The sequence below is a fragment of the Agromyces flavus genome, assembly GCF_900104685.1.
GTDB lineage: Bacteria > Actinomycetota > Actinomycetes > Actinomycetales > Microbacteriaceae > Agromyces > Agromyces flavus.
On sequence record NZ_LT629755.1, the window covers coordinates 188,890 to 212,279 of the forward strand.

Sequence of the window (23,390 nt, forward strand, 5' to 3'; positions counted from 1 at the left end):
ATGCCGCGGGCCACGCGCTCGCGGTCGGCTCGCGGCATCCGCTCACCCCCCACTCTCACCTTCCCGATCAACGGAGGAACCCCGTGGCACTTGACGTGCTCACCGACCTGAGCAAGGTCCGCAACATCGGCATCATGGCGCACATCGATGCCGGCAAGACCACCACCACCGAGCGCATCCTGTTCTACACGGGCGTCAACCACAAGATCGGCGAGACGCACGACGGCGCCTCGACCACCGACTGGATGGAGCAGGAGAAGGAGCGCGGCATCACGATCACGTCGGCCGCCGTGACCTGCTTCTGGAACAAGAACCAGATCAACATCATCGACACGCCCGGCCACGTCGACTTCACCGTCGAGGTGGAGCGCTCGCTGCGCGTGCTCGACGGCGCGGTCGCCGTCTTCGACGGCAAGGAGGGCGTCGAGCCCCAGTCCGAGACCGTGTGGCGCCAGGCCGACAAGTACAACGTCCCCCGGATCTGCTTCGTCAACAAGATGGACAAGCTCGGCGCGGACTTCTACTTCACGGTCGACACCATCGTGAAGCGCCTCGGTGCCAAGCCGCTCGTGCTCCAGCTCCCGATCGGTGCCGAGAACGACTTCGTCGGCGTCGTCGACCTCGTCGAGATGCGTGCCCTCGTGTGGCCCGGCGACGCCAAGGGCGACGTGACCATGGGTGCCAAGTACGAGGTGCAGGAGATCCCGGCCGACCTCAAGGACAAGGCCGAGGAGTACCGCCAGCAGTTGCTCGAGACCGTCGCCGAGACCAGCGACGAGCTGCTCGAGAAGTTCTTCGGCGGCGAGGAGCTCACGGTCGCCGAGATCAAGGGCGCGATCCGCAAGCTCACCGTCAACTCCGAGATCTACCCCGTGCTGTGCGGCTCGGCGTTCAAGAACCGCGGCGTGCAGCCCATGCTCGACGCGGTCGTGGACTTCCTTCCGTCGCCGCTCGACGTGCCGGCGGTCGAGGGCCGCAACCCCCGCAACGAGGACGAGGTCATCGAGCGTCACCCCGACGCCAGCGACCCCTTCGCGGCGCTCGCCTTCAAGGTCGCGGTGCACCCGTTCTTCGGTCGCCTCACCTACATCCGCGTCTACTCGGGTCACCTCGACTCGGGCGGCCAGGTCATCAACTCGACCAAGGGCAAGAAGGAGCGCATCGGGAAGATCTTCCAGATGCACGCCAACAAGGAGAACCCGGTCGACTCGGTCACCGCGGGCAACATCTACGCCGTCATCGGCCTCAAGGACACGACCACGGGCGACACCCTGTGCGACCCCGACAACCAGGTCGTGCTCGAGTCCATGACGTTCCCGGCCCCGGTCATCGAGGTCGCGATCGAGCCGAAGACCAAGGCCGACCAGGAGAAGCTCGGCACGGCGATCCAGAAGCTCGCCGAGGAGGACCCGACCTTCCGCACCGAGCTCAACCAGGAGACGGGCCAGACCGTCATCAAGGGCATGGGCGAGCTGCACCTCGACATCCTCGTCGACCGCATGAAGCGCGAGTTCAAGGTCGAGGCGAACGTCGGCAAGCCGCAGGTCGCCTACCGCGAGACGATCAAGCGCGCGGTCGAGAAGCACGACTACACGCACAAGAAGCAGACGGGCGGCTCGGGCCAGTTCGCGAAGATCCAGTTCGCGCTGGAGCCGCTCGAGATCGAGGGCGACAAGACGTACGAGTTCGAGAACAAGGTCACGGGTGGCCGCGTTCCCCGCGAGTACATCCCCTCGGTCGACGCCGGCTTCCAGGACGCCATGCAGTACGGCATCCTCGCGGGCTACCCGATGGTCGGCGTCAAGGGCATCCTGCTCGACGGTGCCGCCCACGACGTCGACTCCTCGGAGATGGCGTTCAAGATCGCCGGTTCGATGGGCTTCAAGGAGGCCGCTCGGAAGGCGAACCCCGTCCTGCTCGAGCCGCTGATGGCCGTCGAGGTCCGTACTCCCGAGGAGTACATGGGCGACGTCATCGGCGACCTGAACTCGCGCCGCGGCCAGATCCAGTCCATGGAGGACGCCGCCGGCGTGAAGGTCGTGCGTGCGCACGTCCCGCTCTCGGAGATGTTCGGCTACATCGGCGACCTGCGGTCCAAGACCTCGGGCCGCGCGGTGTACTCGATGGAGTTCGAGAGCTACGCGGAGGTCCCGAAGGCCGTGGCCGACGAGATCGTCCAGAAGAACAAGGGCGAGTAGCGCCCGAACGCACGAGCCGACAGGTTCGCGTAACATAACAACACAACCCCCGTAGCTCACCGGTCGCAATCCGGCGCCCGGTGCTGCTACACGGATCCTGAGGAGGACCCACAGTGGCTAAGGCCAAGTTCGAGCGGACCAAGCCGCACGTCAACATCGGTACGATCGGTCACGTCGACCACGGCAAGACGACGCTCACCGCGGCGATCTCGAAGGTGCTCGCCGACAAGTACCCGTCGGCCACCAACGTGCAGCGCGACTTCGCGTCGATCGACTCCGCTCCCGAGGAGCGCCAGCGCGGCATCACGATCAACATCTCGCACGTCGAGTACGAGACGCCGAAGCGCCACTACGCGCACGTCGACGCCCCGGGTCACGCCGACTACATCAAGAACATGATCACCGGTGCCGCCCAGATGGACGGCGCGATCCTCGTGGTCGCGGCGACCGACGGCCCGATGGCCCAGACGCGTGAGCACGTGCTGCTCGCGAAGCAGGTCGGCGTGCCCTACCTGCTCGTCGCGCTGAACAAGGCCGACATGGTCGACGACGAGGAGATCCTGGAGCTCGTCGAGCTCGAGGTGCGCGAGCTCCTCTCCTCGCAGGGCTTCCCCGGCGACGACGCTCCCGTCATCCGCGTCTCGGGCCTCAAGGCCCTCGAGGGCGACGAGAAGTGGGTCCAGTCGGTCCTCGACCTCATGGACGCCGTCGACGAGTCGATCCCCGACCCGGTGCGTGACAAGGACAAGCCGTTCCTCATGCCCATCGAGGACGTCTTCACCATCACCGGCCGCGGCACGGTCGTCACGGGTCGCGCCGAGCGCGGCACGCTGAAGATCAACTCCGAGGTCGAGATCGTCGGCATCCGCCCGACGCAGAAGACCACCGTCACGGGTATCGAGATGTTCCACAAGCAGCTCGACGAGGCGTGGGCCGGCGAGAACTGCGGTCTCCTGCTCCGTGGCACCAAGCGCGAGGACGTCGAGCGCGGCCAGGTCGTCGTGGCCCCGGGTTCGGTCACCCCGCACACCAACTTCGAGGGCACCGCGTACATCCTCTCGAAGGAGGAGGGCGGCCGTCACAACCCGTTCTACGCGAACTACCGTCCGCAGTTCTACTTCCGCACCACCGACGTCACCGGCGTCATCACGCTGCCCGAGGGCACCGAGATGGTCATGCCCGGCGACACCACCGACATGACGGTCGAGCTGATCCAGCCGATCGCCATGGAGGAGGGCCTCGGCTTCGCCATCCGCGAGGGTGGCCGCACCGTCGGCGCCGGTACCGTCACGAAGATCATCAAGTAGTCTTCGCGATCGCGACCTTCTGAAGGGGTCGGGCCCTCGGGCCCGGCCCCTTCGTCGTGCCCGCGCTCAGTGGGCGTCGACGCGCGTCCCGTCGATCGCGGTGCCGACGTCGATCGCGCCCTCGACGCTGCGGCCCACGGTGCAGCCCTTCTCGATCGCACGCGCCATGATGCCGACCAGCTTCTCGCGGTCGGCGGCGTCGAGCACCGAGAGGTCGACGATGACCTCCTCGTCGATCTGCTGGTACCGGTTGGACTCCTGGTCGGACCTGCCGTGCGCCCACACCGTCATCGCGTACTCGTCGCCGAGGCGTCGCGCGGCGACGCGATCGACGCTGAGCCCCACGCATCCGGCCAGTGCGAGCTTCAGCAGCTCGCCCGGCGTGAAGTGCTCGCCGTCGAGCTCGGAGCCGCCGATCTGCACGGTCGCGCCGCGCTCGTTCAGGCCCTCGTATCGCCTCGGTGCGATGCGCGTGACCGAGACGCTGCCCGGTGCGATCCGCTCGCTCACGGCGTGGACGTGCTCGGTGGTCTGCTCGGTCATGGCGTCCTCCCGTGGATGCTGTTCGCTCGATTCCACCACGTCGGCGGCGGCGCGGCATCCGCTTGACTGGGAGGACGCAGTGAGACCCGCGGGCGCGACACGCCCGGGTTGCACGCGACTCGCGGCTGTGGCAAACTCTTCTAGTTCAACATTTCGAACGGCGTGCCTTGCTGCGTGCCGTTCGAATCACTGCCAGGCAGTGCATAGCCACCGACGCCCCGTCTCCGACGAGGCCGAGCGGGTCAGGCTAGGCCGCGGGCAGCAGGACATCAATCCGACACCACATCGAGCATGGCAGGCGCCTGCAGAGGAACCGCCATGCCCGTTCGCGCGAGTGCGACACGCCCGAGCGCGGGGGTCGGTGGGGCTCGAAGGTCGAGCGTGTCGAGGTCACCGCGCCGCGGGGTGGTTTCGACAGGCTCGATCACCGGCCTTTGACAGAAGAACAGTGGTGCTTCACACGAAGTGGCTACGCGGCGTCCGATGCCCTCGGAAGGGGTAAGACGCCTTGATCAGAGAGAGAGTCAGCAATGGCGGGACAGAAGATCCGCATTCGACTGAAGTCGTATGACCACGAGGTCATCGACACCTCGGCGCGCAAGATCGTCGACACGGTGACCCGCGCGGGCGCCACGGTCGTCGGCCCCGTGCCGCTTCCGACCGAGAAGAACGTGGTGTGCGTCATCCGCTCGCCCCACAAGTACAAGGACAGCCGCGAGCACTTCGAGATGCGCACCCACAAGCGCGTGATCGACATCGTGGACCCGACGCCCAAGGCCGTCGACTCGCTCATGCGACTCGACCTCCCGGCCGACGTCAACATCGAGATCAAGCTCTGAGGTACGACATGTCCACCACTGCCAAGAACGTGAAGGGCCTGCTGGGCACCAAGCTCGGCATGACCCAGGTGTGGGACGAGAACAACAAGCTCATCCCGGTCACCGTCATCGAGATCGCCCCCAACGTGGTGACCCACCTGCGCACCGCCGAGAAGGACGGCTACGCGGCCGTCCAGATCGCCGCGGGCGCCATCGACCCCCGCAAGGTCACCAAGCCGCTCACCGGCCACTTCGACGCCGCCGGCGTGACCCCGCGCCGCCACGTCACCGAGGTGCGCACCGCGGATGCCGCCGAGTACTCGCTCGGCCAGGAGCTCACCGTGGACGGCACCTTCGAGGCCGGCCAGCTCGTCGACGTCGTCGGCACGAGCAAGGGCAAGGGCTTCGCCGGTGTCATGAAGCGCCACAACTTCGCGGGCGTCTCCGCCTCGCACGGTGCCCACCGCAACCACCGCAAGCCCGGTTCGATCGGCGCGTCGTCGACTCCCAGCCGCGTCTTCAAGGGCATGCGCATGGCCGGCCGCATGGGCGGCGAGCGCGTCACCGTCCTGAACCTCCGCGTGCACGCGGTCGACGCCGAGAAGGGCCTGCTGCTCGTCAAGGGCGCCGTCCCCGGTGCGCGCGGCCGTCTCGTGTTCGTCCGCAACGCTGTGAAGGGGGCGTAGTCCATGGCTACCGCCAACACCATCGACGTCCTCGACGTCGCCGGCAAGAAGTCCGGCTCGATCGACCTGCCCGCCGAGCTCTTCGACGTGCAGACCAACGTGCCGCTGATCCACCAGGTCGTCGTCGCCCAGCTCGCCGCCGCGCGCCAGGGCACGCACAAGACCAAGACCCGCGGCGAGGTCTCCGGTGCCGGCCGCAAGCCCTTCAAGCAGAAGGGCACGGGCCGCGCCCGCCAGGGCTCGATCCGCGCGCCGCACATGACCGGCGGTGGCGTCGTCCACGGCCCGCAGCCGCGCGACTACTCGCAGCGCACCCCCAAGAAGATGATCGCCGCCGCCCTGCTCGGCGCGCTCTCCGACCGCGCTCGCGGCGGCCGCGTCCACGCGGTCGAGGCGTTCGCCGCCGGTGACGCCCCGAAGACCAAGGACGCCGTGGCGCTGCTCGCCGGCATCGCGCCCGCGAAGCACTTCCTGGTCGTGCTGGCCCGCGACGAGGAGCTCTCGGAGCGCGTCGTGCGCAACATCGAGGCCGTGCACGTGCTGCCGGTCGACCAGCTGAACGCCTACGACGTGCTCGTCTCCGACGACATCGTCTTCAGCAAGGCCGCGCTCGAGGCGTTCATCGCCGCGAAGACGGCGAAGAAGGAAGAGGTCTCCGCATGAGCGCCGTGCAGAACAAGGACCCCCGCGACATCATCATCGCGCCGGTGGTCTCGGAGAAGAGCTACAACCTGATCGACGAGGGCAAGTACACGTTCATCGTGGACCCCCGTGCGAACAAGACCGAGATCAAGCTCGCGATCGAGAAGATCTTCGGCGTCAAGGTCGCCTCGATCAACACCCTGAACCGCCAGGGCAAGACGCGTCGCACGCGCTTCGGGATCGGCAAGCGCAAGGACACCAAGCGCGCGATCATCACCCTCAAGTCCGGCTCGATCGACATCTTCACGGCTGTCGGCTAAGGAGCAGAGGAAACTCACTATGGCTATTCGCAAGTACAAGCCCACGACCCCGGGTCGTCGCGGTTCGTCGGTCGCCGACTTCGCGGAGATCACGCGCTCGACCCCCGAGAAGTCGCTGCTCCGCCCGCTGTCGAAGTCCGGTGGCCGCAACAACCAGGGCCGCATCACCACCCGCCACGTCGGCGGCGGCCACAAGCGCCAGTACCGCGTCATCGACTTCCGTCGCAACGACAAGGACGGCGTGCCCGCCAAGGTCGCGCACATCGAGTACGACCCGAACCGCACCGCGCGCATCGCGCTGCTGCACTTCGTGGACGGCACCAAGCGCTACATCATCGCCCCCGACAAGCTCAAGCAGGGCGACCCGATCGAGTCGGGTCCCAACGCCGACATCAAGCCGGGCAACAACCTGCCGCTGCGCAACATCCCGACCGGTACCGTCGTGCACGCCATCGAGCTGCGCCCCGGTGGCGGCGCGAAGCTCGCGCGTTCGGCCGGCGCCTCGGTGCGCCTCGTCGCGAAGGACGGCCCCTACGCCCAGCTGCGCCTCCCCTCGGGCGAGATCCGCAACGTCGACGCGCGCTGCCGCGCGACCGTCGGCGAGGTCGGCAACGCCGAGCAGTCGAACATCAACTGGGGCAAGGCCGGCCGCAAGCGCTGGAAGGGCGTCCGCCCGACCGTCCGCGGTGTCGCGATGAACCCGGTCGACCACCCGCACGGTGGTGGTGAGGGCAAGACCTCCGGTGGTCGCCACCCGGTGAGCCCGTGGGGTCAGCCCGAGGGCCGTACCCGTCGCCCCAACCGTGAGAGCGACAAGCTCATCGTCCGCCGCCGTACCGTCGGCAAGAAGCGCTAGTAGGAGTTCAGGAAGATGCCTCGCAGCCTCAAGAAGGGCCCCTTCGTCGACGAGCACCTGCTCCGCAAGGTCAGCTCGCAGAACGAAGCCGGCAGCAAGAACGTCATCAAGACCTGGTCGCGTCGCTCGATGATCGTCCCCGCCATGCTCGGGCACACGATCGCCGTGCACGACGGCCGCAAGCACATCCCGGTGTTCGTCACCGAGACCATGGTGGGCCACAAGCTCGGCGAGTTCGCGCCCACCCGCACCTTCCGTGGACACGTGAAGGACGACAAGAAGGGCCGCCGCCGCTAGTCGCGGTGGTGTGAAGGAGGAAGAAATGGTGGAGTCGATCGCCCGCGTGCGACACATCCGCGTCACCCCCATGAAGGCTCGCCGCGTCGTCAACCTGATCCGCGGCAAGCAGGCTCAGGAGGCGCTCGCCATCCTGAAGTTCGCACCCCAGGGTGCGAGCGAGCCGGTGTACAAGCTCGTCGCCTCGGCCATCGCGAACGCTCGCGTCAAGGCCGACGCCACGAACACCTACCTGGACGAGCAGGACCTGTACGTGAAGACGGCGTTCGTCGACGAGGGCACCACCCTCAAGCGATTCCAGCCGCGCGCGCAGGGCCGTGCCTTCCGCATCAACAAGCGCACGAGCCACATCACCATCGTGCTCGGCACGCCCGAGGAGGGTACGAAGTAATGGGTCAGAAGGTCAACCCGTACGGCTTCCGTCTCGGCATCACCACCGACCACGTGTCGCGGTGGTTCTCCGACTCGACGAAGCCCGGACAGCGCTACGCCGACTACCTCGCCGAGGACGTCAAGATCCGTCGCCTGCTCCAGACGTCGCTCGACCGTGCCGGCGTGAGCCGCATCGAGATCGAGCGCACCCGCGACCGCGTCCGCGTGGACATCCACACGGCGCGCCCGGGTATCGTGATCGGCCGCCGCGGCGCCGAGGCCGAGCGCATCCGCGCCGACCTCGAGAAGCTCACCGGCAAGCAGATCCAGCTGAACATCCTCGAGGTGAAGAACCCCGAGGCCGACGCCCAGCTCGTCGCGCAGGGCATCGCCGAGCAGCTCTCCGCCCGCGTGGCCTTCCGCCGCGCGATGCGCAAGGGCCTGCAGGGCGCGCAGCGCGCCGGCGCCAAGGGCGTCCGGATCCAGGTGTCGGGCCGCCTCGGCGGCGCCGAGATGAGCCGCTCGGAGTTCTACCGCGAGGGCCGCGTGCCGCTGCACACGCTCCGCGCGAACATCGACTACGGCTTCTACGAGGCCAAGACCACGTTCGGCCGCATCGGCGTGAAGGTCTGGATCTACAAGGGCGACATCACCAACAAGGAGCTCGCCCGCGAGCAGGCCGCCCAGAAGCCGTCGCGCGACCGCAGTGACCGTCCCCGCCGTGCGCCCCGTTCGCAGGAGCCGGTGGCCGCAGGAGTTGAGGCATAACCATGTTGATTCCCCGTCGAGTCAAGTACCGCAAGCAGCACCACCCCGGCCGTTCGGGCCAGGCCACCGGCGGCACGAAGGTCTCCTTCGGCGAGTTCGGCATCCAGGCCCTGAGCCCCGCCTACGTGACGAACCGTCAGATCGAGTCCGCTCGTATCGCGATGACCCGTCACATCAAGCGCGGCGGCAAGGTGTGGATCAACATCTACCCCGACCGTCCGCTCACGAAGAAGCCGGCCGAGACCCGAATGGGTTCCGGTAAGGGTTCGCCCGAGTGGTGGGTCGCCAACGTCAAGCCGGGCCGGGTGCTCTTCGAGGTCTCGGGCGTCTCCGAGGAACTCGCTCGCGAGGCCATGACCCGTGCCATCCACAAGCTGCCCCTCAAGGCACGCATCATCAAGCGCGAGGAGGGCGACGCATAATGGCCGTCGGTTCCAAGGAGCTCGCTATCGTCGAGCTCGACACCTTCGAGGACGAGCGTCTCGTCGACGAGCTGAAGAAGGCCAAGGAGGAGCTGTTCAACCTGCGCTTCCAGTCGGCCACAGGTCAGCTCGAGAGCCACGGCCGCCTCAAGGCCGTCAAGCGCGACATCGCGCGCATCTACACGGTCATCCGTGAGCGCGAGCTCGGCATCCGTGCGACGCCGGCTCCGGTCGAGGCGCCCGCCGCGCCCGCCAAGAAGACGAAGAAGGCCAAGGCCGCGGCTGACGCGACCGAGGCCGAGACGAAGGAGGCCTGATCATGGCTGAGACCAAGAAGGCTGCTGAAGCCGAGGTCGCCGAGACGGCCTCGCACCGCCCGTACCGCAAGGTCCGTCGCGGCTACGTCGTCAGCGACAAGATGGAGAAGACCATCGTCGTCGAGGTCGAGGACCGCGTGAAGCACCCGCTCTACGGCAAGGTCATCCGCCGCACCTCCAAGGTCAAGGCGCACGACGAGCAGAACAGCGCCGGCATCGGCGACCTCGTCGTCATCGCCGAGACCCGCCCGCTCAGCGCGACCAAGCGGTGGCGCCTCGTCGAGATCGCCGAGAAGGCCAAGTAAGCCCCTGGGCTTGCCTCTCAGAAGGAGTACGAAGTGATTCAGCAGGAATCCCGGCTCAAGGTCGCCGACAACACGGGTGCCAAGGAGCTGCTCACGATCCGCGTGCTCGGCGGATCCAACCGCCGGTACGCGGGCCTGGGCGACGTCATCGTCGCCACGGTCAAGGACGCCATCCCCGGCGGCAACGTGAAGAAGGGCGACGTGGTCAAGGCCGTCGTCGTCCGCACCGTGAAGGAGACCCGTCGTCCCGACGGCTCCTACATCAAGTTCGACGAGAACGCCGCGGTGATCCTCAAGAACGACGGTGACCCCCGTGGCACCCGCATCTTCGGGCCGGTCGGCCGCGAGCTGCGCGACAAGAAGTTCATGAAGATCATCTCGCTGGCGCCGGAGGTGCTGTAAACCATGGCGAAGATCAAGAAGGGCGACCTGGTCCAGGTCATCTCGGGCCGCAGCCAGGCTCGCGGCGGAGACCGCGGCAAGCAGGGCAAGGTCATCGAGGTGCTCGTCGACCAGAACCGCGTGGTCGTGCAGGGCGTGAACTACGTCACCAAGCACGTCCGCGTCGGCCAGACCCAGCGCGGCACGAAGACCGGCGGCATCGAGACCCACGAGGCCCCGATCCACGTGTCGAACGTCGCGCTGGTCGACCCCGAGACGAAGAAGCCGACCCGCGTGGGCTTCCGCACCGAGACGGTCACCAAGGACGGCGTCGAGAAGACGGTCCGCGTCCGCTACGCCAAGAAGTCAGGTAAGGACCTGTAATGACTGACACCGCGACTGCCGCGCCGGCTGGCAAGATCCAGCCGCGCCTCAAGCAGAAGTACAAGAACGAGATCTCGAAGACCCTCACCGAGGCGAACGGCTACGCCAACCCGCACCAGGTGCCCGGTCTCGTGAAGATCGTGGTCAACATGGGCGTCGGCGAGGCCGCACGCGATGGCAAGGTCATCGACGGCGCCATCGCGGACCTCACCCGCATCACCGGCCAGAAGCCGCAGGTGACCAAGGCCCGCAAGTCGATCGCCCAGTTCAAGCTGCGCGAGGGCCAGCCCATCGGCGCCCACGTCACGCTTCGCGGCGACCGCATGTGGGAGTTCCTCGACCGCCTGCTCTCGCTCGCGCTGCCCCGCATCCGCGACTTCCGCGGCCTGTCCGACCAGCAGTTCGACGGCAACGGCAACTACACCTTCGGCCTCGTGGAGCAGTCCGTGTTCCACGAGATCGACCAGGACAAGATCGACCGCGTCCGCGGCATGGACATCACCGTGGTGACCACCGCCAAGACCGACGACGAGGGTCGCGCGCTGCTCAAGGCGCTCGGCTTCCCGTTCAAGTCGAACGAGTCCGCGTAGTAGACTCTATGAGTTTGTGCCTGCGCTGGCCGGGCTCGGAGCGATCCGAGCTCCGGCCGGCACCGGCATCCGGAGGCTCGCAACCGCGAGTCGCCACCACCACAGGTCAGTCCCCGTGTAACGGGTCCTGAAACCTGGTGAACGTAAGGAACCAATCGTCATGACGATGACCGACCCGGTCGCTGACATGCTGACGCGCCTGCGCAACGCCAACTCCGCGCACCACGACGCCGTCTCGATGCCCAACTCCAAGCTCAAGGCGCACATCGCCGAGATCCTCAAGAGCGAGGGCTACATCGCGGACTTCGAGGTGACCGACGCGCGCGTCGGCAAGACCCTCACGCTGAAGCTCAAGTTCGGCCCCAACCGCGAGCGTTCGATCGCGGGCATCAAGCGCGTGTCGAAGCCCGGCCTGCGCGTCTACGCGAAGTCGACCGAGATCCCCAAGGTGCTCGGCGGCCTCGGCGTCGCGATCCTGTCCACTTCCAGCGGTCTGCTCACCGACCGCCAGGCCGAGAAGAAGGGCGTGGGTGGGGAAGTCCTCGCCTACGTGTGGTAGATCCATGTCACGAATCGGACGACTCCCCATCGACATCCCCGCCGGGGTCGACGTGAAGGTCGACGGCCGCGCCGTCACCGTGAAGGGCCCGAAGGGCGAGCTCTCGCTCACCGTCGCCAGCCCGATCGAGGTCAAGCTCGAGGACAACCAGGTCATCGTGACCCGGCCCGACGACGAGCGCGAGTCGCGTTCGCTGCACGGCCTCACGCGCACCCTCATCGCCAACGACATCCTCGGCGTGACCCAGGGCTACTCCAAGGGCCTCGAGATCGTCGGCACCGGTTACCGCGTCGCGCAGAAGGGCAGCGCGGTCGAGTTCGCGCTCGGCTTCTCGCACCCGGTCACCGTCGAGCCGCCGGCCGGCATCACGCTGACCGTCGAGGGCAACAACAAGCTCACCGTCTCGGGCATCTCCAAGCAGGCCGTCGGCGAGACCGCCGCCAACATCCGCAAGATCAAGAAGCCCGAGCCCTACAAGGGCAAGGGCATCCGCTACGCCGGCGAGGTCGTGCGTCGCAAGGCCGGAAAGGCTGGTAAGTAATCATGGCCGTGAAGACCAAGACGGCAGCGCGTTCGCGCCGCCACAGCCGCCTTCGCAAGAAGGTCGTCGGCACCGAGCTGCGTCCGCGCCTCGTCGTGACCCGCTCGGCCCGCCACGTGTTCGTCCAGGTCGTGGACGACAGCAAGGGCCAGACCGTGGCCTCCGCGTCGACCATGGAGGCCGACCTCCGCGCGTTCGACGGTGACAAGACCGCCAAGGCCAAGCGCGTCGGCGAGCTCGTCGCCGAGCGCGCCAAGCAGGCGGGCATCGAGTCGGTCGTCTTCGACCGCGGCGGCAACAAGTACGCCGGTCGCGTCGCAGCGATCGCCGATGGAGCGCGAGAGGCAGGGCTGAACCTGTGAGCACTGCACCTACCAACGAAAGTGGCAACGTGAAGGAGACCGAGGTGACCGCAGAGGCACCCGTCGAGACTGCAGCTTCCTCGGAGCCGCAGCGCAACGAGCGCGAGGGCCGCCGCGGCGGTCGCGACCGCGGCCAGGGGCGCGACCGTCGCGATCGCGACGCCGAGAAGAGCCAGTTCCTCGAGCGCGTCGTCACCATCAACCGCGTGTCGAAGGTCGTCAAGGGCGGTCGTCGCTTCAGCTTCACGGCGCTCGTCGTCGTGGGCGACGGCAACGGACTCGTCGGCGTCGGCTACGGCAAGGCGCGCGAGGTCCCGACCGCGATCTCGAAGGGCGTCGAGGAGGCCAAGAAGAACTTCTTCCGCGTGCCCCGCGTCGGCTCGTCCATCCCGCACCCGGTGCAGGGCGAGGCGGCCGCCGGTGTCGTCCTCCTGCGTCCGGCCGGCCCCGGTACCGGTGTCATCGCCGGTGGTCCGGTCCGCGCCGTGCTCGAGTGCGCCGGCATCCACGACGTCCTGAGCAAGTCGCTCGGCTCGTCGAACACCATCAACATCGTGCACGCCACGGTCGAGGCGCTGAAGCAGCTCGAGGAGCCGCGCGCGGTCGCCGCGCGTCGTGGCCTCGACTACGACGAGGTCGCCCCGGCCCGTCTGCTGCGTGCCGAGGCCCAGGCGGCCGAGGCCGCCGCAGCAGCGAAGGCAGGTGCCTGATGGCCAAGCAGCTCAAGGTGACCCAGATCAAGTCCAAGGTGAGCGAGAAGCAGAACCAGCGCGACACGCTCCGCAGCCTCGGGCTGAAGCGCATCGGCGACTCCGTCGTCCGTGAGGACACGCCGCAGAACCGCGGTTACGTGAAGACGGTCGCCCACCTCGTGAAGGTTGAGGAGATCGACTAATGGCTGAAGAGAAGAAGGCCGCCGCCGAGGAGACCGAGAAGAAGGCTCCGGCGAAGAAGGCTGCCGCGAAGCCGGCCGCCGAGAAGAACGCGCCGGCGAAGGCCGCCGCCGAGAAGAAGGCACCGGCCAAGGCCGCCGCCGCGAAGGCCGACGAGGCCGCCGAGAAGGCTCCGGCCAAGAAGGCGCCCGCCAAGAAGGCCCCCGCGAAGAAGGCCGAGGCCGACGTCGTGCGCGAGCCGGTGCTCAAGGTGCACCACCTTCGCCCGGCCCCCGGTGCCAAGAAGGACAAGACCCGCGTCGGTCGCGGTGAGGGTTCGAAGGGCAAGACCGCCGGTCGCGGCACCAAGGGTTCGAAGGCCCGCAACAACATCCGCCCCGGCTTCGAGGGTGGCCAGCTTCCGTACCACATGCGTGCGCCGAAGCTCCGCGGCTTCAAGAACCCGTTCCGCGTCGAGTACCAGGTGGTCAACCTCGACAAGCTCGCAGAGCTCTACCCGACGGGCGGCGACGTGACGGTCGACGACCTGGTGGCCAAGGGTGCGGTCCGGAAGAACGAGCGCGTCAAGGTGCTCGGCAACGGCGACCTGCAGGTCAAGCTCAACGTCGCGGTCGACAAGGTCTCCGGCTCCGCCGAGCAGAAGATCGTCGCCGCGGGCGGTTCGGTCAAGTAAGGCCCACTGCCCACACGGAATCCGAGCCTGTCGGGACCTCGCGTATGATTCACGGGGGTCTCGACAGGCTCGAGCCGCATTCAGACTGACTGCGGCGTCAGTAACAGGAGGACGAGTGTTCAACGCCATCGGGCGGATCTTCCGCACCCCCGACCTTCGCCGGAAGCTCGGGTTCACGCTGGGCATCATCGCCCTGTTCCGACTCGGCTCGTTCATCCCGGCGCCGTTCGTGGACTTCGGCAATGTCCAGCAGTGCCTGGCGGCGAACCAGGGGGCCTCGGGCCTCTACGAGCTCGTCAACCTCTTCTCCGGCGGCGCGCTCCTCCAGCTCTCCATCTTCGCGCTCGGCATCATGCCGTACATCACGGCGTCGATCATCGTCCAGCTGCTGCGCGTGGTCATCCCGCACTTCGAGACCCTCTACAAGGAGGGCCAGGCCGGCCAGGCCAAGCTGACGCAGTACACGCGCTACCTCACGATCGCGCTGGGCGTCCTCCAGTCGACGACGCTGATCACCGTCGCGCGGTCGGGTGCCCTGTTCCCGGCCAACTCCGACCCCTCGTGCACGCAGCTGATCACCAACGACGCCTGGTACGCGATCCTCCTCATGGTCGTCACGATGACCGCCGGCACGGGCCTCATCATGTGGCTCGGCGAGCTCATCACCGAGCGCGGCATCGGCAACGGCATGTCGCTGCTGATCTTCACCTCGATCGCCGCGACCTTCCCCGGCTCGCTCTGGGCGATCTGGATCGCGCGCGGCTTCGACGTGTTCGCCGTCGTCGTCGCCATCGGCCTCGTCATCGTGCTCGCGGTCGTCTTCGTCGAGCAGTCGCAGCGCCGCATCCCCGTGCAGTACGCCAAGCGCATGGTGGGTCGCCGCACGTACGGCGGCAACAACACCTACATCCCGATCAAGGTCAACATGGCCGGCGTCGTGCCCGTCATCTTCGCGTCGTCGCTGCTGTACCTGCCCGCGCTCATCGCGCAGTTCAACCAGCCGGCGGCCGGCGAGGAGCCCCAGGCCTGGGTCGTGTGGATCACGAACAACCTCACGCAGGGCAACAGCCCGCTGTACATGCTCATCTACTTCCTCCTCATCGTCGGCTTCACGTACTTCTACGTGGCGATCACCTTCAACCCCGACGAGGTCGCGGAGAACATGAAGAAGTACGGCGGATTCATCCCCGGCATCCGTGCCGGCCGCCCGACCGCCGAGTACCTCGACTACGTGCTGACCCGCGTGACGCTGCCCGGCTCGCTCTACCTCGGCCTCGTCGCGCTGATCCCGCTCATCGCGTTCGCGATGGTCGGCGCCGACCAGAACTTCCCGTTCGGCGGCGCGTCGATCCTCATCATCGTGGGCGTCGGACTCGAGACCGTGAAGCAGATCGACGCGCAGCTGCAGCAGCGCCACTACGAAGGACTCCTCCGATGACCTCTGCCGCCTCCGCTCGCTTCCTCATCGTGGGCCCGCAGGGCTCGGGCAAGGGCACGCAGGGCGTGCTCGTCGCCGAGGCCTTCGGCGTCCCGCAGGTCGCCACCGGCGACATCTTCCGCGAGAACGTCAAGGGCGGCACCGACCTCGGCAAGAAGGTCCAGGAGATCATCGAGGCGGGTCACCTCGTGCCCGACGAGCTCACGAGCGAGCTCGTGCGCGACCGGCTCGAGCAGCCCGACGCCGAGCACGGGTTCCTCCTCGACGGCTACCCGCGCAACCGCGGCCAGGTCGAGCACCTCGACGCGTTCCTCGAGGGTCGCGGCGAGTCGCTCGATGCGGTCATCGAGCTCGTGGTGCCGCGTGACGAGAGCATCTCCCGCCTCCAGCAGCGCGCGAGCGAGCAGGGTCGCACCGACGACACCGAGGACGTGATCGCCAATCGCCTCGCGATCTACGAGCGCGAGACCGCGCCGATCCTCGACGTCTACCGCGAGCGCGACCTCGTCCTGCGCATCGACGGCGTCGGAACGCTCGACGAGGTCACCGAGCGGATCTTCGCGGCGCTCGCCGGTCGCGGACTGGTCCCGAACGGCGACGCGAGCGTCGGCGCAGCGTAGCCGCGCCTCGTGTTCCGTCGTCTCCGGCTGAGGACGCCCGCCGAGCTGCGGGCGATGATCCCGGCCGGTGAGGCGACCGCGGCGGCATTGGCCGCCGTGCGCGAGCGACTCGTGGTGGGCGCCACGCCCCTCGAGCTCGACGCCGCCGCCGAGGCCGTGATCCGCGGACGGGGCGGGAGGCCCAACTTCGCGCTCGAGCCCGGATACCGTCATACGCTCTGCGTCTCGGTCGACGACGACGTCGTGCACGGCATCCCGGGAGGGCGCCCGTTCGCCCTTGGCGACATCGTCTCGGTCGACGGGGGCGCCGAGGTGGGCGGATGGAACGGCGACGCGGCCTTCACGATCGTGCTTCCCGACGCCGAGCGGCCCGAGCTCGTGCGCGCGCGCGAAGAGCTCGCCGCGGCGGCCGACCTCGCACTCTGGGCGGGCATCGCGCGACTGGCCGTCGCACGTCATCTCAACGAGGTCGGCGAGGCGATCGAGGAGTCGGTGACCGCGTCCGGGCCTTACGCGATCCTCGACGGGTACGGCGGCCACGGCATCGGCCGTGCGATGCACGAGGAACCGACCGTCTACAACCACGCCGTCCGAGGTCGCAGCCCGCGCGTCCGGCCCGGGCTCGTCGTCGCGATCGAGCCCATGATCACCTCGGGCGCGGCCGACACGTTCATCCGCGACGACGGCTGGACCGTCGCCACGTCCGACGGCGGCGACGGCGCGCATGCCGAGCACAGCGTCGCCGTGCACGATGGCGGCATCTGGGTGCTCACGGCGCCCGACGGCGGTGCGGCGGGCCTCGCGCCGTTCAGCGTCGAGCCCGTGCCGATCGCCTGACGCCCCGCCCCGGCACGACGGCCGCAGGTCGGTCGCAGTCCGCATCGACGTCGCATCGACGTCGGCCGGAGGTCAGGACGCCATGATGCCCGACAGTTCGGCGAGCAGGCCCGGGTAGTCCACGGCGCCCCGGACGAGCCGCCGCACGTTCTCGGGCTCGGAGAACGCCTCGACGAACTGGTCGAAGACCGCCTGGAACTCGGCACGGCCGTCGGCCGCGAAAGCGATGAGCGCGACGACGTGCACGGCGGCGCCGCCCCAGTCGATCGGGTGCTCGTCGATCGCGATCGCGATCGCACTGCGCGAGGCGGTCATCGCCATCGCGTGCGGAACGGCGAGGAGGTCGGTGAACGCGGTCGACGACATGCGCTCGCGTTCCAGCGTGCCCGTGACGTAGTCCTCGTCGATCGCACCGGCGGTGATCAGCCGGTCGCCGAGCAGCCGGATGACGTCCTCGCGTTCGCGTCCCTCGACGCCGCGCACGAAGAGGTCGGGCTCGATCGTGCGCGAGAGCGTCGAGGCCAGCCGGGCCCGGCGGCGACCGCGACGCAGTCGCGCGACCTCGTTCCGCACGCGCTCGACGTCGTCGTCGGTCGGGAACGGCGAGACGGTCACGACGTGGGGCAGCGGTTCCCGTGGCGGGAGCACCGCGACGACGAGGTCGGCGTCGGATGGCTCGCCCGCGCCATCCGCCCCCGCCTCGGTCGCGTCGCCCACCGCGAGCTCGACATCGTCGCCCAGCCGGCCCCTGAGGCGGTCGACGAGGAGGGCGCGCGCGTCGTGATATTGGGGCGCCACCACGACGATGCGCACCACGTCGCCGCGCGCACGGGTGCGCTCGAGCTGCGCGCCGAGGTGCATCGCGAGGTACGCGATCTCGTCGTCGTTGACGGTGATGCCCTCGAGGCGGGCGAGCTCGCTGGCGAGGTAGACCGCGAGGTCGTAGATCAGCGGATACGCGGCCTTGATCGAGGCGGTCAGCGGGTTGCGCGAATAGCTGTGCTCGGCGGCGCGCGCGGCGAGGTTGTCGACATGCAGGGCGAGTCGCTCGATGAACTCGTCGTCGCCGAGCTCGACCAGCCAGTCCCGCGAGATGCGGTCGACGATCTCACGCAGCACGCCCGCGCGCGTCGCGCCCGACCGCCGCGTCGCCGCGCGCGTCCCGATGAGGCGAGCGAGGTGCCGCAGCTCGGCCGGCGGAAGCCGCACGCCGAACTCCCGCACCACGAGCTCGTCGACGAGCGCCGCGAGCGGCTCGTCGTCGTCGGGGGTCGCCTCGCGTGACGCCGGCGCCGGGGCGTCAGCGTCGGCTCTCGTGTCGGGGTCGGTCTCGGCGCCGTCGACCACGTCGTCGTCGGCGTCGAGCGTGCGGTCCCGGGCGACCCGGTCGAGGGCGATGGCCACGTGCAGCAGCACGTCGTCGAGCGCGTACTCGTTCGCCGCGTAGCCCGCATCCGCGAGGCCGTCGAGCAGGGCGCGGCGGAAGTCGTCCATGGGCGCGAACCCCTCGCGCAGCGATGACAGGTCCCGGATGCCGCGCCGACCCTCCTCGCGGACGAGCGCGCCGACGAGCCGGCGCACGGCGGTCTCGGGCCCGACGAGCCGGACCGTGCCGCCGTCGCGCGCGAGCGAGAGCCCGGTGCCCTCCAGCCGCGATCGCACGCGGCCGAGGTCGGCCTCCACGGTGGACTCGCTGACGTGCGCGGCCGCCGCGACCTCGTGGACGTCGAGCCCGTCGGGCGCGTCGGCCAGGTCGCGGATCAGTCGGGCACGGCGGCCGTCGGGCGTGGCCACGTCGCGCGCGTCGACGCGCGCTCGCGCACGCCGGGTCCACGCGTCGCGGTCGAGCCGGTACCCGTCGGGACCCGAGAGCACCACGGGCTCGGCGCCGCGATTGGCCTGTGCGGCATAGGTGCGCACGGTGCGGTCCGAGACGCCCAGACGCTCGGACAGGCGCGCGGCGGTCGTCCATCCCTCATCCGCGGCGAGGACCTCGACGAGTCGCTCCCACTTCTCCGGCACGTCCGCTGACTCCCGATCCCGCTCCGGCCCTACTGCCGGGAGCGTGCCGTCCAGTCAACCACTCCGGGCCGCAGCACGGCGGGGGTTGCAGCGGATCTTCCGGGGGTGCGGAAGCAGGTCTGGTGGCGGACGGACCGCCGACGCGAGCAGACTCGGAACGATCGCGGCATCGGCCGTGACCGATCGAAGAGGACCGGGCGAGGAGGCGTGCGATGCGGATCGTCGTCGTGTGCGGAGCAGGTGCGTCGAGCACCTTCGCCGCGCTGCGCATCCGTCGTGCCGCCGAGGCGCGCGGCATCGCCGCCGACGTCCGCGCGTCGGGCGAGGAGACGCTGCCCGATGCGCTCGTCGGAGCCGACGCGCTGCTCGTCGGGATCCACCTCGCCGAGCGGCTCGACTCGCTCGAGCAGGCGGCCGCCGTGGCATCCGTGCCGCTCGCGGTGCTGCCCGGCGAGACGCGCACGCTCGACGGCGACGCGGCGCTCGACCTCGCGATCGCGATCGCCGGAGCACGGTCATGAACGCCCCCACGCCGCGCTACCCCGTTCCCTGCGCGAGCCCCGGGGGCTATGGTGAGCACGGGAACGGACGCCAGCGACGGAGGCCGGAGACATGGTGGAGCGCACTGTTCGAGTCGGATCGACCCACGGGCTGCACGCGCGGCCCGCGAAACTGTTCACCCAGGCCGCCGCGGCATCGGGATCGAGTGTCACCATCGCGAAATCGGGTGGCACTCCCGTCAACGCGGCGAGCATCCTCGCCGTCATCGCGCAGGGCATCGACCACGGCGACGAGGTCACCGTGGCGGTCGACGGGGGCGACGAGCAGCGCGTGCTCGACGAGCTCGTCGAGCTGCTCAGCACCGATCACGACGAGTAGCCGGAGGCATCCGTCGCCCAATCGACCGAACGGGGAGGGCGAGTGATGGAGTTCAGAGGCACCGGGATCGGCCAGGGCGTGGCCGTCGGGCCGGTGGTGCGCATGGCGGAGCGTCTGCCCGAGCCGGTCGACCGGCCGAGTCACCTCGATGCGGCCCGCGAAGAGGAGCGTGCGCGCGCCTCGCTGTCGGTGGTCGCGGCCGAGCTCGAGCGCAAGGGGCGGCAAGCCGGCGGGGCGGCACAGGACGTGCTCGAGGCGCAAGCCATGATGGCCGAGGACCCGACGCTCGTCGACGACATCGTGAAGCGACTGGCCGACGGCAAGACCGCCGAACGCGCCGTCTTCGAGGCGTTCGCGTCGTTCCGCGACCTGCTGGCCTCGATGGGCGGGTACATGGGCGAGCGCGCCGCCGACCTCGACGACGTCTCGCAGCGCGTCGTCGCGCACCTCCTCAAGGTGCCGGCTCCGGGCGTGCCGAATCCGGGCCATCCGTTCGTGCTCGTCGCCCGCGACCTCGCGCCCGCCGACACCGCCCTGCTCGACCTCACGCAGGTGCTCGGCCTCGTCACGATCGACGGCGGCCCGACCTCGCACACCGCGATCCTCGCCCGCGAGAAGTCGATCGTCGCGGTCGTCGGGGCAGCGGATGCCGCGGCCCTCGCCGACGGCGACACCGTCGTCGTCGATGCGGCGAACGACCTGGTCGTGCAGTCGCCCTCGCCCGACGAGGTCGCCGCGGCGCAGGAGCGCATCGCCGAGCGCGCCGCGCGCGCCGCCGCACCCGTCACGCCCGGCGCCCTCGCCGACGGCACCCCGGTCCCGCTCCTCGCCAACCTCGGCTCGGCCGACGGCGCGGCAGAGGCGGTCGAGCTCGGCGCCGAGGGGGTGGGCCTGTTCCGGACCGAGTTCCTCTTCCTCGACGCGAACACCGCGCCATCCGTCACGGAGCAGCAGGAGCAGTACACGCGCCTGCTCTCGGCGTTCGCCGGCAAGAAGGTCGTCGTGCGCGTGCTCGACGCCGGGGCCGACAAGCCGCTGTCCTTCCTGAACGACGCGCACGAGGAGAACCCCGCGCTCGGACTGCGCGGCATCCGCGCCCTCCGCCACTCCGAGGTCATCCTGCGCGAGCAGCTCACCGCGCTCGCCGCCGCCGATGCCGCGACCGAGGCCGACCTCTGGGTCATGGCCCCGATGATCGCGACGGTCGAGGAGACGCGGTACTTCACCGAGCTGTGCCGCGAGCTCGGCATCCAGGTCGCCGGCGTCATGGTCGAGACCCCGTCGGCCGCGCTCATCGCCGGGCACATCCTCAAGGTCGCCGACTTCGCCTCGATCGGCACGAACGACCTCACCCAGTACACGATGGCGGCCGACCGGCTGCTCGGCACGGTGGCGAACCTGCAGGACGCGTGGCATCCGTCGGTGCTGCACCTCGTCAAGCACGTCGGCGACGCCGGTCGCGCCGACGGCCGCCCGGTCGGGATCTGCGGCGAGGCCGCCGCCGACCCCCTGCTCGCCGTGGTCCTCGTGGGCCTCGGCGCCACGAGCCTGTCGATGTCCCCGTCGGCACTCGCAGACGTCCGCGCCTCCCTCGCGCGGTACACCCGGGAGGATGCCGAGCGCATCGCCCGGGCAGCCCTGGTCGCCGAGGGAGCGGCCGAGGCCAAGTCGGCGGCCCGCCAGGCCGCCGAGTCCGCACCCACCCCCAGCGGCACGACCGTGCCCTGACCCACACCAGCACTGGAGGCAGCCATGACGACGACGTCAGCTGAGGCGAAGCGACCCGGGGGAGCCCGCGTCCACGTCCAGAGATTCGGAACCTTCCTCTCCGGCATGATCATGCCGAACATCCCCGCGCTCATCGCGTGGGGCATCTTCACCGCCTTCTTCATCGCGGTGGGATGGACGCCCAACGCCGACCTCGCGACGATCGTCGGTCCGTTCATCCACTACCTGCTGCCGATCCTGATCGGCTACACGGGCGGCTCGATGGTCTACGGCATCCGCGGCGGCGTCGTGGGCAGCATCGCGACCTTCGGCGCGATCGCCGGATCCGACCTGCTCATCGCCCAGGTGAACGCGACACTGCCCGAGGACAACCAGCTCGGCCAGATCCACATGTTCATCGGCGCCATGATCCTCGGCCCGCTCGCCGCATGGACCATGAAGCGGATCGACTCGATCTGGGAGGGCAAGGTCCGCGCGGGCTTCGAGATGCTCGTGAACATGTTCTCGGCCGGCATCTGGGGCTTCGTCATGGCCATCGTCGGGTTCTACCCGGTCGCCTGGCTCGTGAACGGCATCATGAACGCCCTCTCGGCCGCGGTGGAATGGCTCGTCGCGACGAACCTGCTGCCCCTGACCAGCATCATCATCGAGCCGGCGAAGGTGCTGTTCCTGAACAACGCCATCAACCACGGCGTGCTCACGCCGCTCGGACTCTCGCAGGCCGCGGAAGAGGGCTCGTCGATCCTGTTCCTGCTCGAGGCGAACCCCGGCCCCGGCGTCGGGCTGCTGCTGGCCTTCACGTTCTTCGGCATCGGCGCGGCGAGGGCGTCGGCGCCGGGCGCGGCCGTCATCCAGTTCTTCGGCGGCATCCACGAGGTGTACTTCCCGTTCGCGCTGATGAAGCCGATCCTGATCCTCGCGCTGATCGCGGGCGGCATGACCGGTGTCACCACGAACATGGTGCTCGGCGGTGCCCTGCGGGCTCCGGCGGCACCTGGGAGCATCATCGCCGTCCTCCTGCAGACGGCACCGGGCGCCTACTTCGCCGTGATCCTGTCGGTCATCCTGTCGGCGGGCGTGACGTTCGCCATCGCGGCCGTCATCCTTCGGGCGTCGCGGAAGCGCGACCTCGAGGCGATGGCGGTCTCGGATGACGCGTTCGGCGCCGCGATCACGCAGACCGAGGCCGCGAAGGGCAAGAGCTCCGACGCGCTCGCCAACCTGCGCGGTGGCGCCGCGACCCAGGCCGACGGAATGGGCGGCCCGGCGACCGGCACGATGCGCGAGATCAAGAACGTCGTGTTCGCCTGCGACGCGGGCATGGGCTCGTCGGCGATGGGCGCGAGCGTCCTGCGCAACAAGATCAAGAAGGCGGGCATCGAGGACGTCACGGTCGTCAACAAGGCGATCGCGGCCCTCGACTCGTCGGCCGACCTGGTCATCACGCAGAACCAGCTCACCGAGCGGGCACGCCACCAGACGCCCGACGCCGTCCACATCTCGGTCGACAACTTCATGAACTCGCCGAGGTACGACGAGGTCGTCGAGCTGATCGAGGCGCAGAAGGAGGACCGCTGACGATCACGACCGGATGACGCGCCGCCCGGGTCGCGACGCCGCACACCCTGCGGC

31 protein-coding genes are annotated in these 23,390 nt (G+C 69.1%); 29 read left to right on the top strand and 2 right to left on the bottom strand.

Going from position 1 to position 23,390, the window contains the following annotated elements:
* The first annotated feature begins 83 nt into the window (after positions 1–83).
* The gene (gene fusA / locus BLT99_RS00935; RefSeq protein WP_092668508.1) at positions 84–2,198 is read left to right on the top strand and encodes an elongation factor G; all 2,115 of its coding nucleotides are present in this window, start codon (positions 84–86) and stop codon (positions 2,196–2,198) included.
* Positions 2,199–2,311: 113 nt separating this feature from the next.
* Positions 2,312–3,505 carry an elongation factor Tu gene (gene tuf / locus BLT99_RS00940; RefSeq protein WP_092668510.1) on the top strand — a complete coding sequence of 398 codons (1,194 nt, stop codon included), beginning with the start codon at positions 2,312–2,314 and terminating at the stop codon, positions 3,503–3,505.
* A gap of 66 nt (positions 3,506–3,571) precedes the next feature.
* On the opposite strand, the gene BLT99_RS00945 is transcribed toward tuf, so the two are convergent.
* On the bottom strand, positions 3,572–4,048 hold the full coding sequence (locus tag BLT99_RS00945; protein WP_092668512.1) for an OsmC family protein: 477 nt from the start codon (positions 4,046–4,048) through the stop codon (positions 3,572–3,574).
* 530 nt (positions 4,049–4,578) lie between these two features.
* On the opposite strand from BLT99_RS00945, the gene rpsJ reads away from it, so the two are divergent.
* From rpsJ to map, 23 genes are all read left to right on the top strand, one after another.
* On the top strand, positions 4,579–4,887 hold the full coding sequence (rpsJ, locus tag BLT99_RS00950) for a 30S ribosomal protein S10 (RefSeq protein ID WP_087135818.1): 309 nt from the start codon (positions 4,579–4,581) through the stop codon (positions 4,885–4,887).
* A gap of 8 nt (positions 4,888–4,895) precedes the next feature.
* Positions 4,896–5,552, top strand: coding sequence for a 50S ribosomal protein L3 (gene rplC / locus BLT99_RS00955; RefSeq protein WP_092668514.1), 657 nt, complete (start codon positions 4,896–4,898; stop codon positions 5,550–5,552).
* 3 nt (positions 5,553–5,555) lie between these two features.
* On the top strand, positions 5,556–6,215 hold the full coding sequence (gene rplD, locus BLT99_RS00960) for a 50S ribosomal protein L4 (protein ID WP_092668516.1): 660 nt from the start codon (positions 5,556–5,558) through the stop codon (positions 6,213–6,215).
* Complete coding sequence (gene rplW, locus BLT99_RS00965; protein ID WP_092668518.1) at positions 6,212–6,514, top strand: 50S ribosomal protein L23; 303 nt, start codon at positions 6,212–6,214, stop codon at positions 6,512–6,514. Before rplD ends, rplW begins: the two co-directional genes overlap by 4 nt.
* A 19-nt stretch (positions 6,515–6,533) precedes the next feature.
* Complete coding sequence (rplB, locus tag BLT99_RS00970) at positions 6,534–7,370, top strand: 50S ribosomal protein L2 (RefSeq protein WP_092668520.1); 837 nt, start codon at positions 6,534–6,536, stop codon at positions 7,368–7,370.
* A 15-nt stretch (positions 7,371–7,385) separates the two neighbouring features.
* A complete protein-coding gene (gene rpsS, locus BLT99_RS00975) occupies positions 7,386–7,667 on the top strand; it encodes a 30S ribosomal protein S19 (protein WP_092668522.1) in 282 nt (93 codons plus the stop codon).
* 25 nt (positions 7,668–7,692) lie between these two features.
* Positions 7,693–8,058, top strand: coding sequence for a 50S ribosomal protein L22 (gene rplV / locus BLT99_RS00980; RefSeq protein WP_092668524.1), 366 nt, complete (start codon positions 7,693–7,695; stop codon positions 8,056–8,058).
* Entirely contained in the window at positions 8,058–8,807 is a 750-nt protein-coding gene (rpsC, locus tag BLT99_RS00985) for a 30S ribosomal protein S3 (protein ID WP_092668526.1), read from the top strand. Before rplV ends, rpsC begins: the two co-directional genes overlap by 1 nt.
* Before the next feature lie 2 nt (positions 8,808–8,809).
* Positions 8,810–9,229: a 50S ribosomal protein L16 gene (gene rplP, locus BLT99_RS00990; protein ID WP_092668528.1), complete on the top strand. Its 420-nt coding sequence runs from the start codon at positions 8,810–8,812 to the stop codon at positions 9,227–9,229.
* Positions 9,229–9,546 carry a 50S ribosomal protein L29 gene (gene rpmC / locus BLT99_RS00995; RefSeq protein ID WP_092668530.1) on the top strand — a complete coding sequence of 106 codons (318 nt, stop codon included), beginning with the start codon at positions 9,229–9,231 and terminating at the stop codon, positions 9,544–9,546. Before rplP ends, rpmC begins: the two co-directional genes overlap by 1 nt.
* 2 nt (positions 9,547–9,548) lie before the next feature.
* Positions 9,549–9,851: a 30S ribosomal protein S17 gene (gene rpsQ, locus BLT99_RS01000; protein ID WP_092668532.1), complete on the top strand. Its 303-nt coding sequence runs from the start codon at positions 9,549–9,551 to the stop codon at positions 9,849–9,851.
* Between the two features lie 33 nt (positions 9,852–9,884).
* Positions 9,885–10,253 carry a 50S ribosomal protein L14 gene (gene rplN / locus BLT99_RS01005; RefSeq protein WP_092668534.1) on the top strand — a complete coding sequence of 123 codons (369 nt, stop codon included), beginning with the start codon at positions 9,885–9,887 and terminating at the stop codon, positions 10,251–10,253.
* A gap of 3 nt (positions 10,254–10,256) precedes the next feature.
* Positions 10,257–10,616 carry a 50S ribosomal protein L24 gene (gene rplX / locus BLT99_RS01010; RefSeq protein WP_092668536.1) on the top strand — a complete coding sequence of 120 codons (360 nt, stop codon included), beginning with the start codon at positions 10,257–10,259 and terminating at the stop codon, positions 10,614–10,616.
* Positions 10,616–11,206: a 50S ribosomal protein L5 gene (gene rplE / locus BLT99_RS01015; protein ID WP_092668538.1), complete on the top strand. Its 591-nt coding sequence runs from the start codon at positions 10,616–10,618 to the stop codon at positions 11,204–11,206. The genes rplX and rplE overlap by 1 nt, the downstream gene beginning before the upstream one ends.
* Positions 11,207–11,366: 160 nt before the next feature.
* Positions 11,367–11,765, top strand: coding sequence for a 30S ribosomal protein S8 (gene rpsH, locus BLT99_RS01020; protein WP_092668540.1), 399 nt, complete (start codon positions 11,367–11,369; stop codon positions 11,763–11,765).
* A gap of 4 nt (positions 11,766–11,769) precedes the next feature.
* Positions 11,770–12,306, top strand: coding sequence for a 50S ribosomal protein L6 (gene rplF / locus BLT99_RS01025; RefSeq protein ID WP_092668542.1), 537 nt, complete (start codon positions 11,770–11,772; stop codon positions 12,304–12,306).
* A 2-nt stretch (positions 12,307–12,308) separates the two neighbouring features.
* Positions 12,309–12,668 carry a 50S ribosomal protein L18 gene (rplR, locus tag BLT99_RS01030; protein ID WP_092668544.1) on the top strand — a complete coding sequence of 120 codons (360 nt, stop codon included), beginning with the start codon at positions 12,309–12,311 and terminating at the stop codon, positions 12,666–12,668.
* A gap of 44 nt (positions 12,669–12,712) precedes the next feature.
* Complete coding sequence (gene rpsE / locus BLT99_RS01035) at positions 12,713–13,378, top strand: 30S ribosomal protein S5 (RefSeq protein WP_172802947.1); 666 nt, start codon at positions 12,713–12,715, stop codon at positions 13,376–13,378.
* Entirely contained in the window at positions 13,378–13,563 is a 186-nt protein-coding gene (gene rpmD / locus BLT99_RS01040) for a 50S ribosomal protein L30 (protein ID WP_092668548.1), read from the top strand. The genes rpsE and rpmD overlap by 1 nt, the downstream gene beginning before the upstream one ends.
* Positions 13,563–14,234, top strand: coding sequence for a 50S ribosomal protein L15 (gene rplO / locus BLT99_RS01045; protein WP_092668550.1), 672 nt, complete (start codon positions 13,563–13,565; stop codon positions 14,232–14,234). Before rpmD ends, rplO begins: the two co-directional genes overlap by 1 nt.
* A 115-nt stretch (positions 14,235–14,349) precedes the next feature.
* Positions 14,350–15,672: a preprotein translocase subunit SecY gene (gene secY / locus BLT99_RS01050; protein WP_092668552.1), complete on the top strand. Its 1,323-nt coding sequence runs from the start codon at positions 14,350–14,352 to the stop codon at positions 15,670–15,672.
* Entirely contained in the window at positions 15,669–16,292 is a 624-nt protein-coding gene (locus BLT99_RS01055) for an adenylate kinase (protein WP_092668554.1), read from the top strand. Before secY ends, BLT99_RS01055 begins: the two co-directional genes overlap by 4 nt.
* Before the next feature lie 9 nt (positions 16,293–16,301).
* A complete protein-coding gene (map, locus tag BLT99_RS01060; protein ID WP_092668556.1) occupies positions 16,302–17,129 on the top strand; it encodes a type I methionyl aminopeptidase in 828 nt (275 codons plus the stop codon).
* Between the two features lie 72 nt (positions 17,130–17,201).
* On the opposite strand, the gene BLT99_RS01065 is transcribed toward map, so the two are convergent.
* Positions 17,202–19,151, bottom strand: coding sequence for a BglG family transcription antiterminator (locus BLT99_RS01065; protein WP_092668558.1), 1,950 nt, complete (start codon positions 19,149–19,151; stop codon positions 17,202–17,204).
* Positions 19,152–19,363: 212 nt separating this feature from the next.
* On the opposite strand from BLT99_RS01065, the gene BLT99_RS01070 reads away from it, so the two are divergent.
* From BLT99_RS01070 to BLT99_RS01085, 4 genes are all read left to right on the top strand, one after another.
* Positions 19,364–19,672: a PTS sugar transporter subunit IIB gene (locus BLT99_RS01070; RefSeq protein WP_092668560.1), complete on the top strand. Its 309-nt coding sequence runs from the start codon at positions 19,364–19,366 to the stop codon at positions 19,670–19,672.
* Between the two features lie 91 nt (positions 19,673–19,763).
* Positions 19,764–20,030, top strand: coding sequence for an HPr family phosphocarrier protein (locus BLT99_RS01075; protein ID WP_092668561.1), 267 nt, complete (start codon positions 19,764–19,766; stop codon positions 20,028–20,030).
* A gap of 45 nt (positions 20,031–20,075) precedes the next feature.
* Positions 20,076–21,758 (top strand): phosphoenolpyruvate--protein phosphotransferase, encoded by a 1,683-nt coding sequence (gene ptsP, locus BLT99_RS01080; RefSeq protein WP_092668563.1) that lies wholly within the window; start codon positions 20,076–20,078, stop codon positions 21,756–21,758.
* 24 nt (positions 21,759–21,782) lie between these two features.
* A complete protein-coding gene (locus tag BLT99_RS01085) occupies positions 21,783–23,336 on the top strand; it encodes a PTS mannitol transporter subunit IICB (protein WP_092668565.1) in 1,554 nt (517 codons plus the stop codon).
* The last annotated feature ends 54 nt before the right edge of the window (positions 23,337–23,390 follow it).